The organism is Pseudovibrio sp. M1P-2-3 (assembly GCF_031501865.1).
Classification (GTDB): domain Bacteria; phylum Pseudomonadota; class Alphaproteobacteria; order Rhizobiales; family Stappiaceae; genus Pseudovibrio; species Pseudovibrio corallicola.
The window spans coordinates 3763066-3777312 of record NZ_JARRCW010000001.1; the positions used below are offsets into that span (position 1 = coordinate 3763066).

At 47.8% G+C, this 14247-nt stretch carries 12 protein-coding genes; 5 read left to right on the forward strand and 7 right to left on the reverse strand.

Translation table 11 applies throughout. The features are described 5' to 3' along the window. Positions 1-9: 9 nt before the first annotated feature. The 3 genes from P6574_RS16530 to P6574_RS16540 all read right to left on the reverse strand — a co-directional run bounded on the left by P6574_RS16530 (position 10) and on the right by P6574_RS16540 (position 4905). Positions 10-1509: an LpxL/LpxP family acyltransferase gene (locus P6574_RS16530; protein ID WP_310621355.1), complete on the reverse strand. Its 1500-nt coding sequence runs from the start codon at positions 1507-1509 to the stop codon at positions 10-12. Continuing rightward, the gene (locus P6574_RS16535) at positions 1502-3517 is read right to left on the reverse strand and encodes a carbamoyltransferase C-terminal domain-containing protein (RefSeq protein ID WP_310621356.1); all 2016 of its coding nucleotides are present in this window, start codon (positions 3515-3517) and stop codon (positions 1502-1504) included. Before P6574_RS16535 ends, P6574_RS16530 begins: the two co-directional genes overlap by 8 nt. Positions 3518-3654: 137 nt before the next feature. Further along, a complete protein-coding gene (locus P6574_RS16540) occupies positions 3655-4905 on the reverse strand; it encodes a carbohydrate porin (RefSeq protein ID WP_310621357.1) in 1251 nt (416 codons plus the stop codon). A 342-nt stretch (positions 4906-5247) separates the two neighbouring features. Between P6574_RS16540 and P6574_RS16545 the strand changes: the two genes are divergently transcribed. Then, positions 5248-6627: a DUF1800 domain-containing protein gene (locus P6574_RS16545; RefSeq protein ID WP_310621358.1), complete on the forward strand. Its 1380-nt coding sequence runs from the start codon at positions 5248-5250 to the stop codon at positions 6625-6627. 7 nt (positions 6628-6634) lie between these two features. Continuing rightward, entirely contained in the window at positions 6635-7867 is a 1233-nt protein-coding gene (locus P6574_RS16550) for a DUF1501 domain-containing protein (RefSeq protein ID WP_310621359.1), read from the forward strand. A 63-nt stretch (positions 7868-7930) separates the two neighbouring features. On the opposite strand, the gene P6574_RS16555 is transcribed toward P6574_RS16550, so the two are convergent. Beyond that, the gene (locus P6574_RS16555; protein WP_310621360.1) at positions 7931-8311 is read right to left on the reverse strand and encodes a VOC family protein; all 381 of its coding nucleotides are present in this window, start codon (positions 8309-8311) and stop codon (positions 7931-7933) included. Between the two features lie 93 nt (positions 8312-8404). Between P6574_RS16555 and soxR the strand changes: the two genes are divergently transcribed. The 3 genes from soxR (at position 8405) to P6574_RS16570 (ending at position 10745) form a co-directional block, all read left to right on the forward strand. Beyond that, the gene (soxR, locus tag P6574_RS16560; RefSeq protein ID WP_310621361.1) at positions 8405-8881 is read left to right on the forward strand and encodes a redox-sensitive transcriptional activator SoxR; all 477 of its coding nucleotides are present in this window, start codon (positions 8405-8407) and stop codon (positions 8879-8881) included. Between the two features lie 367 nt (positions 8882-9248). Beyond that, the gene (locus tag P6574_RS16565) at positions 9249-9539 is read left to right on the forward strand and encodes a hypothetical protein (protein ID WP_310621362.1); all 291 of its coding nucleotides are present in this window, start codon (positions 9249-9251) and stop codon (positions 9537-9539) included. Between the two features lie 327 nt (positions 9540-9866). Further along, positions 9867-10745, forward strand: a complete 879-nt coding sequence (locus P6574_RS16570) for a hypothetical protein (protein WP_310621363.1) — start codon at positions 9867-9869, stop codon at positions 10743-10745. Between the two features lie 55 nt (positions 10746-10800). Here the strand turns inward: P6574_RS16570 and speB are convergent, their stop codons facing one another. From speB to P6574_RS16585, 3 genes are all read right to left on the reverse strand, one after another. Further along, positions 10801-11655 carry an agmatinase gene (gene speB, locus P6574_RS16575; RefSeq protein ID WP_310621364.1) on the reverse strand — a complete coding sequence of 285 codons (855 nt, stop codon included), beginning with the start codon at positions 11653-11655 and terminating at the stop codon, positions 10801-10803. Between the two features lie 197 nt (positions 11656-11852). Continuing rightward, complete coding sequence (gene nspC / locus P6574_RS16580) at positions 11853-13028, reverse strand: carboxynorspermidine decarboxylase (protein WP_310621365.1); 1176 nt, start codon at positions 13026-13028, stop codon at positions 11853-11855. Between the two features lie 4 nt (positions 13029-13032). Continuing rightward, the gene (locus tag P6574_RS16585) at positions 13033-14244 is read right to left on the reverse strand and encodes a saccharopine dehydrogenase family protein (protein WP_310621366.1); all 1212 of its coding nucleotides are present in this window, start codon (positions 14242-14244) and stop codon (positions 13033-13035) included. Positions 14245-14247 lie beyond the last annotated feature (3 nt).

A 14247-nucleotide genomic window follows, 5' to 3' on the forward strand; every position in this document is an offset into this window, starting at 1 on the left:
TCGGTTTAATTAGTTTGGGTAGGCACCTAATGCCCTTGCCCAGAATTTACGAGAATAAATGAAGTTCTTTGGTCCTCGACATAGGTGCCTCTCAAGCTTTGAAACAAAGCAACGTGCCCATTCGGTTGTTGCTGAAGCAGAGTCTCTTAATTGGCCGGAGATAGCTATCTCTTCGATTTCAATGTTAATTTTTTCTCCATGCCAATAGGCTTGGCACCAGATTGTTGGAATCCCGTAGGTAACTGACAAACGGGCTGGTAGGTCCCATACTTTTAAAGAACCTCGTAAAAAATCGACTTCGACACTTGAGCTTGATGAAAAGCCATCACAAGCTATACCCAAAACACAGTTCTGTTGCAGTGCGTCCAGGAGCGAACGCAACTGCATCTTAGACTTCCCGCCCAATATAATAGATGTCGCCGAAGCGGGCCGTATGGATGATTGCGGCCGATGCGAAACTGAAAGGATTCGCTCGTCCCCCACTCGCTTGAATTTAGGGAAATGCCGTTCCAGAAACCAACAAGCTGCCATGTTCGGTCCATGGTGGGATGTTACCAACATGCATCCCTTGCCTTTTGCCAATGCTGTCTCAATCACACTCAGATCCGGCTGACAAAATAGTTCTTGCATGTCTTCCGCATCATCTGGCAAATTAAAAAATGTATGCGCTGCAAGTCTTCCAGCCGCTATACCCCAAGCCATCTCCTGTTCATAGGTGCGGGCACTCGTCTCTTTTGAGCACAATAGCGCTTGAATACTACGGCAAAGAACTTTGGTTGTTTCGGGTATGGCCGGAACCTCATTGAGACGGGTCCGAAATTCCACTGCAGTTCTACACTCCCCCTCCTGCTGCCGTGCTTGCTTATATTTGGATATTGCCTGTTGTTCTTCTTTTTCCAAGTTGAAATGGCGAAGGCACTCTAGATAAAAGGAAATATAGATCCTGTCTGCGGGAGATTCTTTGAACCATTCGGCACTTCTAGTAAGCGACTTTTGCGTTAAGGGGAGCACTCTATTTAAGCGTATATAGATACGTCGCAGGATAACGTCAGAGGGGTGACTTTCCAACGCCCTCTCAATTTTGAGTTCCACATCATCATATTCTCCCAACAATAGCAAGCTGCTTAACTCTGTCCGGAGGCCTAGTAAGTTCTCGGGATCTTTTGTTAAAAGCTGCCTGGAAAACTCAGCAGCCTTCCTATAATCTCCAAGCGCATTATAAAGCAGAGCGAGTTGGCGGAGCAATTTTTCTTTCTCTGGCCAGCTTTTAAGCGCTCTCTTTGCAAGGGCAAGAGCCTCCACATACTCACCTAGGGCTTGTTGTGCTCTAACAAGCCCTAGTGTCGCTGCCAAGTTATTGGGATTTACCTCCCTCAGCTCGGAAAAAAGGCGTGCAGCTCTTGAATAGTTGCCAGTTTTTTGAGCGTCCCGAGCCTTTTGCCGGAGTTCTTTAAGTTTGGCAAAGCTTGGGCGTTTATCTATTTTCCCTCCAGTTTCTAGATTATCCATCCGCCTCCTCCAAGTGGTTCAGAAAACTATCCGATCTGTTTGAATCCTCCGGTAAGGAGCTAATATTTGTGCCGCCTAAGTCATGGAATAGATCTATAAACTGAAAATCCACTCGTTTTGAAAACTGCGCCCTGATCCTTCTAAGAAGTTTGCGAAGTTTCGGTTGCTCCTGAGGGTCTTGATGGTCAAAAGTCCGCAAGCGTGGATTTTGCTGCTTTAGGACCAGCTCTTCCCGGCTAAAGCCAAGCGGATTAACGCGTTTCCTCTCTTGCTCCAAATCAAGTTTCGGAGAGGGCTGAAAACTTCTTGTACTTGACGTCCTTTCACGTCCTTTAAGATAGGCACTGTAGTTAGTCAGCTCCAATCGAACCCCGTCGGCATAAACAACACGCAACCTTTTCTTTAAAGCAAAAACAATGGCTGCCTCAACGCTGTTCAGGATCGGCTCAGCACGATCATTGAGTGAGGTATTGCAAAGCATGGGTACACCAGTACGCGTATAAAAAGCCTCAATCGCCTGATAGAGTTCCAAATTCTGATCGCCCGTGAGTGTTTGCGCCCGAGCAGTCCCATTTAAGTGACAGATTGCCGGAACTCTGTGCCTTTTCTCTGGCTTCACAGTAAATGCTTGGAGCATGTATGGGGATGGGAATGAGTTTTCAAACCAGTCGTTCATACAGCTCTCCAAAATGATTGGAGCAACTGGACGCCACCACTGCCGTTGTTTGATCCGGTTTAAAATCTCCCTACTTTTTTCAAATCGCGGATCCGCCAAAAGCGAGCGATGCCCAAGGGCGCGCGGGCCGACTTCACCTTGCCCTTGAAACCACACCAGCGGCTCAGCAAGAAGATCCTCGGCGAATTGACTTGTTGTAAATTGAGACGTGCTTTCAATAAACTGGTCGTATTCTCCGCCCTTTAATAACTCCTCTACAGTTGCTCCCTGCATTGAGCCCAAATATGGAGATGACAACTTGAATTGAAAGTCTTTGTTATCCTTATAAAACCGTAGCAGGCCCAACCCCATAGAAAGCCCGGAATCGTTAACGCAAGGCGGTGCGAGAAACCCCTTAAAACCGAATTCATTCATCAAGTAAGTATTGGCAGGACAGTTCAGGGCCGCTCCGCCTGCCATTGCCAGATAACATTCACGAGCATTCACATTATGGGCGACAAGAGCATTTTCGATAGTCTGTTTCAACTCCATTTCGGTATAAGTCTGGACCAGTTTTGTCATCATCGCTGCCCTGCTTTCAGCTGGCGTAAAGCGTGTGTCAAAGTGGACTTCGTTCTTTGCAGAGCAAAGACGATCTAGGTCCACTAGTGTCGATTTGAACCAACTGTCGGCCTGAATAGAATCTGAAATTGTATAAATGGGCGGAGGGGGAGTATTTGCAGGTATAACTTTCCCGTTGCACGCTCCTGCAAGTGCCATCAAACTCCCTTCTTTCAAGCCAAAATGCATGCGTAGAAATGCCCAAAGGGGTGCTGCAGACGGAACAGAGAAAAGTGAGATTTCACCCTGTTTGGTCACAGCCCCTGTATAATAGTTCTTTTGGCGGCATTCGGTATCTTCAAGATTGTCCGGCCCACCATCAACAGCAAGAGCCACAATACACTCGGTGTCAAAAATTCGTTTGTTGACCATGAGCGCACTAAACAGGTGAGCGAGATTATGCTGCGGAAATTCTCCGTAACCGCTCCAATAATCCACTGGGCTGGTATTAAGGCCCGGGGTGCCCCAAATGTCTTTAATCTGTGAAAGATTTATGCCGAGCGGTTGAAGACGCTCTTGCAAAAAGCACTCAAAATGACGCCGGTCATAGAAGGGCTGCATGTGATGTTTCTGGCCCGAAAACCGCTCCAGCTCCCAGACCTGAACCAGATCAATGGCTTTACCCTTTTTATGCCACAAGCTGATACTATGGTCATGACGTAGAGCAATATCATAAAGATACTCCAGATTTCCAACATGACTATAAACCGAAATATAGTAGCCGTTCTCCACGAAGATCTACTCCTCATGCCTCAGTCTGATACCATGTATTTAGATGACTGCGATACCTGAGTACGATATGAGTGAGACCTACGAAATCCTGAAAAAGTAAGGGTAACTCCCCCAAATATTTATCAAAGTCTGGGCTCCTAAAAATCTATTAGGAACTCCAGACCCACCACGACAGCATCATCAATATCCCCTCGACCAGACGGGTTGGAGATATACTGTAGGTCAGCTGTTAAATAGGACCACTTCGTGAACTGCACACGGTGATTTACTTCCCAGACCAGTTCGAAATTCTGCCCTTCTAACTCTTCACTGAATTGAGCAAGGTATGCAGCAGCGGCTGTTATGTCCTCGTCCCGAGTGGGGAAAAGCCCTTTATAGGAAAGCCCCCCATATGCCGCAAATGGTACTGCGTTAATGCCTTGTTTGGGAAAAAGCGTTGCCACCGCCCAAAGGCTAAGCCCTTGTTCACCATGCTCTTGATAGACCATCTGTCTGCCCATGACGTAGTAGCCAAAGTTTTTATAGGAGCTATTTTCAGGGTTGTTCAAATTCTCATATTTCCCCGTATCCATAAAGGCTCCCACTGCAAAATGGCCAGGAAGTCTCCCCTGTCCCTCAAGATAATCGACGTCATACCCAAACTCTCCGATCATCAAAACACCTCTGTTCAAATCCATACTGAAGTCCAAACCGTGTTTATGGGGTGCTTGCACACTCGGGTCGGCATTAAAAACACCCGCGCTTAAATAGAGGTTGGTATCTGACGAGACGCTCGCTTGTATTCCCAAATTCGCAAGTGGATCCGACGTGAATGAGGGTACATCATTTTGCAGGCTCAAAGGGTTGGGATTCACTGCCGCATTGACATAGTTTGCGTAAAAATTATCGGAAGCAAAACCATCTCCAACAGGAATTTTTCCTAGCTTTATCTGTAGGTTATCATGCCACAGGTCCTGTTCAAAATAGACTTTTGCAAGGCGAAGTACATTATCTACATAGGTTTCTGCGGCTATAAAATAGTTTCCAATATCATCCTGAGAAAGGTCTCTTCCCTGATCCCAAGATACGGAGATATGAAAACTCAAACCATTGCTTCCAATAATTTTTTCAAGATCAAAAGTAAGCTCTCCAAGAAGTGATGCAGCATATGCGGCGCTCTGGTTCTGACCGCCAACGGGGTTGGACAGTAAGTCAGCGTCATAAAATAACAGAGGCGTTATTCCCGCTTCGACCATCCGGGCTCTCACTCCATTCCAGTCCCCTGTCGCCTTGTCAGAAAAAGGATATGTATCTGCCCACCCAATTGAAGCCCCAAACAGACAAGCAACTGCAATGGAGAGAAGAGTTAAATTACGTCTGGAGTTTGAAAGGTATACATGCATTTTCATCCAGCAAACCAGCCATGGAGCAAGGACCCAAAAGGCTCATGTTTCATTCCGATCACAGATCGAAGATGAAACTATCCCAGCCTTTTAGCATGTAGAAACTGCTTGAGAAACTGACAGAAATTGCTGGTTTGGAAGCGCAAAATCTTGCGGGCAAGAACCGGCGTCCTTTCCTTTAAGTTATTCATAAGTGCTCATCCCCCAAGCGAAGAACCTTCAATATTCAGGAGTTCGCAATAAGTGGTTATCCGTTTAAACTGACCAAGAACTAAGTCAATGCACTCCATTGCGAGCCAGCCCCCGGCGAATGGACCTGCTTAATCGTCAAGCTTATAGAGCGTTTCCATGGCAACAGACTTTAATGCTTTTCTTGCTGCCAAACGCTTTGGATTAGGGGCCACCCCCTATGAGATTTCCAGTTATGCGCGGGATCCACAAGGAAGCCTTTTGCAACAACTGGCACGCCCAAAAGACGCTCTCATCTCTCCTCACCAGCTGTTAAACAACGCAGAAGCGCTCAAAGCCTTCTACGCATATCGCAGGAAACGCGATACCTTTGACAAAACAATAATTTTAACAGGTAAAGAAAGGTCAAAAGCCCTGCGGGAACGTCTTGGACAACCACCGCGGGAGTTTACCTATAAAAGAGAAGTGGAAGCCCGCATCTTCCATGCCTCGCAAACCCGCAGCCCGTTTTTGGAGCGGCTGGTTATGTTCTGGTCAAACCATCTTTGTATTTCCGTAGGTAAAGGCCAAACCGTAACCACCCTAGCGGGCCCTTATGAGCGGGATGTAATTCGCCCTAATATTTTAGGCCGCTTCGAAGATATGCTATTGGCCTCAATTCAACATCCAGCCATGCTGAATTATCTGGACAATAATCGTTCCATCGGCCCCAACTCCAATTATGGACGGAAATCCCAAAGAGGGCTCAACGAAAATCTCGCACGCGAGATCCTTGAACTTCATACCCTTGGGGTAAACGGCGGCTACACGCAGGCCGATATCATCGCCTTTGCAAAGACTTTAAGTGGCTGGACCTATTATTCAGCCAAGGATAAGAAATCAGGGCAATTCAGATTTCTTAAAACCCGCCATGAACCCGGCCCAAAAATAGTATTAAACAAGACCTACCCTCCTTCGGGAAAAAAACAGGCAATTGCGATATTGAAAGATCTCGCCAAGCATCCCTCAACGGCCCGTTTTCTATCTAAAAAGCTGGTTACTTACTTTCTAGGTGAGGATCCAGATGAAGACCTCGTTTCTCACCTGAGCTCGGTTTATTTATCTAGCAACGGCAATCTCATGGCTTTAACACAAGCGATGATTACATCTGCGAAAATGTGGGCGGGGCTGCCGCACGCCTTTATTTCCCCCTATGAGTTTTTGATCGCAACCAACAGGGCCACAGGGCATGTCCCCAATATCAAGGAAAGCGTGAGAATGCTCAGAATTTTGGGGGAAGAAACTTGGTCTCCCCCTTCCCCTGCGGGCTGGCCCGTAGGCCCGAATGTTTGGCTCGCACCTGATGCCCTTTTGGAACGGATTGACTGGGCAACCCGTATAAGCCGCAGTATACGCATTCCAAAAAACATTCTTGCCCATAGCAACAAAATTCTTGAACCCGCGTTGAGTTCCCAAACCCGAAGAACCATTAGCCGGGCAGAGTCCCGACAACAGGCCCATGCCCTACTTCTCTTAAGTCCAGAATTCCAAAGGAGATAAACTCAAGATGTCCCTTTGTGTTTCCTCTCGCAGACAGTTCCTTCTGGGTTCAGCCTCTTTGGCAGCCTGGGCATTTCAGCCACGCATTGCTTCAGCTCTTTCCAATCATGACCCACGTCTGCTTGTGCTTAATCTGCGTGGTGGCATGGACGGCCTTGGTGTGGTGCAGCCAATTGGCGACCCCCAGTTTTCTATAGTAAGAGCCAAGTCTATGGATGTAGACCACCAGCTGGGCGCCGTTATACCTCTGGACAATTTCTTCTCGCTTCATCCTGCAATGCCCACCCTTGGCAAGCTTTATAACAAAGGCGATGTTCTGTTTATTCACGCAGTATCAACGCCCTATAAAAGCCGCTCCCATTTTGACGCTCAAGATTTACTGGAGTCCGGCCTGCCTAACTTGGGGGCCTCAAAGAGTGGATGGCTTAACCGCGCAATCTCCACCCTTCCAAAAGGAGAGGGATTACCTCCAAAACAAGGGCTTGCGCTCAGTTCATCCCTGCCACTACTTCTACGAGGAGATGCGCGCATTCTGTCTTGGATGCCGCCAGGATTTGCCCCCGCACGGCAAGACACCAAACAACGCCTTTTGAACCTTTATGACCGGACAGATGAAGCGATGCATGCTGCGATGGAAGCAAGTATCATGCTGGAGGAGGTTACGGGCGGTGAACGGGCTATGCTGCGAGAGATGAAAGCCATGCATGAACGCGCAAAGGGGCAAAGCCGCACCCTTTTTCTCACCGCGCAAGCGGCAACAAAATTACTACTTGACCCCATGGGGCCGCGCATTGGTGCTATGGAACTGGAAGGTTGGGATACACATGTGGGCGGACATCACTACTCCCCGCGTTTTATCGCACTGCTTCAACGACTGGATCAGGTTATTGGTGTTCTCCAACGAGGTCTTGCCCCCGTATGGGACCAGACAGTGCTATGTATCATGACGGAGTTTGGCAGAACTGCCGAATTCAATGGAACAAAAGGGACTGATCACGGGGTGGGAACGCTGTCTATTCTCATTGGCGGCGCTGTGAAAGGGGGGCGTGTGCAAACGGACTGGCCCGGCCTTCGTAAAGAACAGCTTTTTGAGGGAAGAGACTTACTGCCTACAACTGATATTCGCAGTGTCTTTAAAGGTGTACTTGCAGATCATCTGGGCATTCCTGAGAAGCTTCTTGCCCAAACCGTATTCCCGCAAAGCAGAAATATCGCTCCAATGCGGGATACAATCTCATGATGAAGGTAGTTTTTCGGTGTGCCTGAACTTCCTCAATGGCTATAAAAACCAAGCGTTCAAGCCCTATGCGTAACTGACAATTTCAAACTCAATACCGTCATCATCATCAAAGTAAAAGCGTTTGCCCGGCTCATAATCAGCGTGATTACGGGTATTGTACCCTGCGTCTAAAACCTTCTTCTCAACTGCATCCAGATCATTCACCACAACACCTACATGATTTAAGCCCCCTTTGGTCTCATAGGTATCACTGGTGGAATCCTGTGAGTTTCCAAGGGAGTAAACAGCCAGATAGCTCTCGTCATTGCCCACATGAATGGTGGTTCCTCCTGCTCTGGCAAGGCCTTTCCAGCGGACCTTCCATCCAAACCAGTCCACCAGACGGTTTGCAGTGGCATCGGGATCTGAAACGGTGATATTTACATGCTCTAAAAAACTAGCCATTGGAGTTGCACCTTCTTGTTTGACAACCAATGACACCCTGTTTAATTGTTCAAGTTAACTTGAAGTCAAGATCTTTTTTGAAAGTTTTCCAAAATGCGTGGAACAGACCTTTTAACCATTGGGCAAATGGCGGAGCGCACGGGTCTTTCAACCTCAGCCATCCGGTTTTATGAAGAGAAGGGGCTTGTCACTGCGCTGCGCAATTCTGGAGGTCAGCGTCGTTTTATGCGAGCCGACATCCGGCGCCTGTCGTTTATTCTTGTTGCGCAGGAATTCGGGTTCACAATTGCACAAATCAGCGAACAACTTGCCCGCTTACCAGAAGGGCGCGCCCCCAACAAGGCAGACTGGACCAAGCTCAGTAACCAGTTCAAAACACATCTGGACGAACGCATTGCAAAAATGATGGAGCTGAGAAAGAAACTCGATAGTTGCATAGGCTGCGGCTGCTTGTCCATGCGCACATGTCAGCTCTACAACGCTGGTGATGCCGCTTCCCACTACGGACGCGGCCCCCGCTATATTTTGGGAGACACCCCACCAGAACCTGCGACAAATAAGGCGAAGTAGACAATGATAAGATATACTACCTAGGTCAAGTTGTCGCTATATTATTGAAATAATTAAATTAAATTTGTAAGTTAAAAACCATAGTCACATGGGATCATTATGTCTTTATTGTGACTATTGCCACATTTCATTTTTCAGAAGCCATAGATTACCATGAATATTCTTTAGAATTCCCCCATTTACCCTCCCGTTTACGGCAGTAGTGGATATTCATTATTCTGCCATAGGAAGACCCATTTCAATTCCTAATCAGTTTGTGGTTTTAGCTCTCAAGATTGCACCTCAATTACAGGTTTATCCATGCACTTAATTGCGGAACACCTAAAGTATTGCAACGAGCATCACTAAAAACTAAGGAAATATAAAAATGAAAAAAGTACTATGCACAATCACACTTGCAGCCTCTCTTGGCGCCGTTTCCATGCCTGCAATGGCGATGGGTGTTCCCGTTATGCCAACGCAACCGACAAAAGTCGAAAAAGTTGCTACATCAGCTGAGCAAGCAGTTGAAAAATTGCACCTTTCCGAAGAAAAAGCTGCCCGCGTTAACGAAATTCTGAAATCTGAAGAAGTAAAAGACGAAGCTGCACTGAAAGACATGCTGAAAGACGAGTTGTCTGTTGAACAGATCGACCAGCTGATCGCAGCAATTAAATAAGGCAGGTCTTGTCCTGCCCTATGGCATATAGGGGTACCAATGCCGAAATACTGGTTGTTTTGAGCTAATAACCAGAAAAAACCGGAGGTCAACGCCCCCGGTTTTTTTATCGCCCAATAACTATGGCACTTGCTCATCCGTTAAAAGGGCTTCCCAACAAAAGGTCCAGTAGAGTTTGAGAAAGAACAGGTTCATAAAATGGATAATTTGAAAACAATTTATTCCGTTGTTTTTTATTTTCGAGATACTAGGAAACGAACATTGTATTGCCTCTAAATTTATGTTGCTCCTTAATGCGCCGCTTATATCCATAGAAGGAGATGGGTTATGACGGTCGTGAAAAAAACCAACATGGAGAGCATTTTTGCTCAAAAGACCCGACTAACAAAACTACTTACCCGCACCCCACGAAACGATGAGGACCCTCTACCAATCCCACCTGCGGTTATAGATCCGGAGAACAAACTTCCTGGTGTTACCTACAGCATCTTTCAAATGAACGATGCGCCTGAGGAACTGAAGGAAGAAGTCGAAATCGGCAAGGAATTGACGGAAAAGTTCCTTAGCCTTGCTGGCGCCATTGTCCAGAATGAAGCTGATTTTCGCGGCGACCCTTCCTATGTTCAAAAAGAAGAAGGGTGGCGCGACGCATTCGGTTTCTTTACTGATTTTTTCACGATTAACACCAATGGCAACCGCAATCTGAAACTGGAAACAGCAGGGACAAGAGTTGCCAGAAAAACTCTGGATTTCGCCTGCAATGTCATAGCGGCCGAGATAGGAGACTTTCAAACCTACTTGCAGGGAGTAGCGGATGTACTTTCTGATGAGGCAAAAGAAACAGAACAGTCGCAGACAATGCTCTACAATTTCTGCCAGCACAATCTGTTTGAGAACTCAAGTGGGGTTATTTTCTATCTCCCGCAAATATCCTTCGCCCACACTCACTTTTCATTAAAGGAATCAAAGCACCTTGGCGTGTGCTCAGAGAGCCATGAAGTAAAAATGGACCTGGTTCTCAACCAGATGATTATGACATTTGCTATAAAGTCGTACATGAATGACACACTGTTCAGAGAACAGTGCAACGACTTCATAGAGAATTTTAGAACAAAATCTATCGAGAAGAAAAAGACAACCCTTCAAGAAAGACTAAACAGAGTGAAACCTGCACCCGAGCAAAAAAAGCTGCTACGTGCAGCTTAATGATCTCTCACTGAAAATTCTCAGAGGCTCCAACCGGAGCCTCTGCTATTCTTTTTTATTTCTCTGCCGCAGCAGCCATCAGGCGATAAGTCACCTGCGCTGCGGTAAAGTCCCATGCGGCATTGCCATCTGGGGCGAGTTCCACCACATCGATCCCAACACAGCGGCGGCCTTTCAAAGCGCTTTCAACCAAGCGTAATGATTGATAGTAGGCAAGACCACCTGGAACCGGCGTACCTGTTGCTGGCATGAAAGCGGGATCGAGACCGTCCACATCAAAGGACACATAAACCAGCTCCGGAAAGTCCTCGGGTAGTTCGATATCCAGAATATTGCCGCAGACCAGTTCTTCCGCATCCATGAAGAAGACATCATATTCTTTGCGGCTATCCACTTCCTGTTGGCACAAAGCACGCACGCCGAACTGAGCTAAAGAGTGCCCATTTTCCACCAACAGGTTCATGACAGAGGCGTGGGAGTGTTTCTCTCCTTGATAGGCAATGCGCAGATCCGCATGGGCATCGATTTGTACGATACCGACCTTTTGACCAAGAGCACGGGATACACCGGTGATTGCTCCGTATGAAAGGGAATGTTCACCGCCCAGTGTCACAGGAACTTTGCCTGCCAGAACAGCGGCTTGCGTGCGCTGTGCGAGGCGCTCCATCACTTCGGGCAGCGGGCCACTGCAATTCACGGCCTCTTCTGTATGAATACCTAATGCACATGGCTCACTGCCCTTACACAAGCGCTCTAGCTCGCTGCTTGCCTCGATAATCGCCGCTGGACCATTCTGTGTTCCAGAGCCATAAGAAACTGTCCTCTCAAGAGGCATGGGAATGATACAAAAGCGGGCATTTTCCTCAGTGCGCTCAACTTCTGTCAGTTCACTATCAAGGAAGATAGTCATCTAATTGCTATCCTTATTAATTTTCGCCAAAGCTTCAAGCTGTGAGACGTTTTATTGAAACAGCTCTCTAATAACCTATTGTTTAACCACACATCGCCTTGAATGGATCCTTGATTAAATCTAGGATGACGCCGGAAAGAGTAACAAAACTCAGCAATCATCCCCTGATCTGCGCACCAGTTTAATCAATAGCCCAGTTACGAAAGTCGTCCTAAAAAGTCCTCATAGGAAAACTCGCGGATCATGCGAAGCTCATCTGTCTTGCTGTTCCATATGGCTATGGACGGTAATGGCACACCATTAAACGTGTTGGTTTTTACCATTGAATAGTGAGCTTGATCCAAAAACGCGATGCGATCACCAATCTGCAAAGGCTTTGCACGGCTATAATCGCCAATCACGTCACCCGCCAGACAGGACGGACCACCAAAGCGGTAGTAGTGCCCTTGTTTCACTTCATGCAGCATGGCCGGGCGGTAAGGAGCCTCAATTACATCTGGCATATGGCAGGTAGCGGAGATATCGGTGATGGCCAGATCTACACTATTTTTGGGTAGGTCCAGAACTTCACCAACCAAAATTCCAGCATCCAGTGCCACCGCTTCTCCCGGCTCCAGGTAGATTTCCAAGCCGGTACGCTCGCGCAGATCCTTGATGAACGAGATCAAGGCTTCCCTGTCGTAGTCAGCGCGGGTGATATGGTGTCCACCACCAAAATTGAGCCACTTCAACTGCCCAACGTACGGAGCCAGCTTTTCCTCAACCGCTGCCCATGTGCGGGCCAGAGGCTCAAAGCCCTGCTCGCAAAGGGTGTGCATGTGAAAACCTTCAACACCATCCATCACCTCATTGCTGAGCTGAGACACAGGAAAGCCCAAACGGGAACACGGTGCACAAGGGTCGTACTTGGGAACTTCCCCCTCAGAATGCTCTGGATTGATGCGCAGGCCAACGCTCACAGCTCGCCCGCTTGCCTTAACACTTGGCAGGAAACGATCTTTTTGAGCAGGTGAGTTGAAAATCAAGTGATCGGACAGAGAAATAATCCTATCCATATCACTCGCCTTGTAGCCAGCGCAGAATGTGGCAACCTCACCGTCATAGTACTCCCGCCCAAGCTTTGCCTCGAAAAAGCCAGAGGCGCAGGTTCCCTCCAGATAGCGGCTTACCAACGGGGCCAGCGAGAACATGGAGAACGCCTTCAATGCAGAGAGAATGTGAGCGCCTGAACGGTCGCCCACATCTTTCAAAATCTGCAGATTGCGTTCAATCGACGCTTCATCCACTACAAAGCAAGGGGATGGAACGCGGTTCAGGTCAAACGAGCAGAACGCTCCCGCACCGCCTGCCTGTGTCTGCATCATCTGTGTCATATTCCTAGAACTTCACCGGGCCTTTGAGTTCTTTGTACTGCCAAGGCAGGCCATGCTCTAACAGCATCTCCATGAAGGCATCAGGGTCAAGCTGCTCCATGTTCCATACACCCGGCTGTTTCCAAATGCCTTTCAGCACCATAGCCGCGCCGATCATGGCAGGTACACCAGTTGTATAGCTCACGGCTTGAGAGCCAACTTCCTTGTAGCACTCTTCATGGTCACATACATTATAGATGTAGTAGGTTTTCTCGCCCGAACCGTCTTTTGCCTGACCGGTTACAATGTCACCAATACAGGTTTTTCCTTTTGTCAATTCACCCAGATCGCTCGGATCAGGCAAAACAGACTTCAGGAATTGCAAAGGAATAATTTCCTTCCCTTCATGCATCACCGGCTCGATGGAGGTCATACCAATGCCTTCCAACACGCGCACATGATTGATGTAAGCATCGCCAAAAGTCATCCAGAAGCGAGCACGTTCGATTTCTGGGAAGTGGGTTTTCAAGCTTTCCAGTTCCTCATGGTACATGAGGTACATATTCTTGTTGCCAACCTCTGGGAAGCCGAATTCCACTTTCTGCGTCATAGCAGGAGATGTAACCCAATCACCCTTTTCCCAGTGGCGCGCATCGGCTGTCACTTCGCGGATGTTGATTTCAGGATTGAAGTTGGTCGCAAAGGCTTTGCCATTGTCGCCGCCGTTACAATCCAGAATATCGATCTGGCGAATGGTTTCCAGCTTGTGCTTCTTGAGCCATGTAGCAAAAACGGAAGTCACACCGGGGTCAAAACCGGAGCCAAGGATCGCTGTCAGGCCAGCTTTTTTGAAGCGCTCCTGGTAGGCCCACTGCCAGTGATACTCAAACTTTGCTTCATCTTCTGGCTCGTAGTTGGCAGTGTCCAGATAGTTGATGCCAGCCTCAAGGCAGGCGTCCATAAGCTTCAAGTCTTGGTAGGGCAGAGCAAGGTTCACCAGCAGCTCAGCGCCGCTTTCCTTGATAAGCGCAACAACAGCACTCACATCCATCGCATCCACTTCAGCGGTTTTGATGGTTACGCCAGTTCTTTCCTGTACGCTTTTGGCAATATCATCGCACTTGAAAATACGGCGGGATGCCAGCGTAATCTCGGAGAAGATATCCGAATTCATTGCCATTTTATGCACGGCTGCGGAAGATACCCCGCCTGCACCGATGACCAGAGTCTTACCCATTCT

Bases quoted from the DNA above. Each gene is read 5' to 3' on its own strand.
- soxR (WP_310621361.1), top strand. From the start codon at position 8,405: ATGCGTGGAACAGACCTTTTAACCATTGGGCAAATGGCGGAGCGCACG.
- P6574_RS16550 (WP_310621359.1), top strand. From the start codon at position 6,635: ATGTCCCTTTGTGTTTCCTCTCGCAGACAGTTCCTTCTGGGTTCAGCC.
- P6574_RS16530 (WP_310621355.1), bottom strand. From the start codon at position 1,509: ATGGATAATCTAGAAACTGGAGGGAAAATAGATAAACGCCCAAGCTTT.
- P6574_RS16545 (WP_310621358.1), top strand. From the start codon at position 5,248: ATGGCAACAGACTTTAATGCTTTTCTTGCTGCCAAACGCTTTGGATTA.
- P6574_RS16565 (WP_310621362.1), top strand. From the start codon at position 9,249: ATGAAAAAAGTACTATGCACAATCACACTTGCAGCCTCTCTTGGCGCC.
- speB (WP_310621364.1), bottom strand. From the start codon at position 11,655: ATGACTATCTTCCTTGATAGTGAACTGACAGAAGTTGAGCGCACTGAG.
- nspC (WP_310621365.1), bottom strand. From the start codon at position 13,028: ATGACACAGATGATGCAGACACAGGCAGGCGGTGCGGGAGCGTTCTGC.
- P6574_RS16540 (WP_310621357.1), bottom strand. From the start codon at position 4,905: ATGAAAATGCATGTATACCTTTCAAACTCCAGACGTAATTTAACTCTT.
- P6574_RS16585 (WP_310621366.1), bottom strand. From the start codon at position 14,244: ATGGGTAAGACTCTGGTCATCGGTGCAGGCGGGGTATCTTCCGCAGCC.
- P6574_RS16555 (WP_310621360.1), bottom strand. From the start codon at position 8,311: ATGGCTAGTTTTTTAGAGCATGTAAATATCACCGTTTCAGATCCCGAT.
- P6574_RS16570 (WP_310621363.1), top strand. From the start codon at position 9,867: ATGACGGTCGTGAAAAAAACCAACATGGAGAGCATTTTTGCTCAAAAG.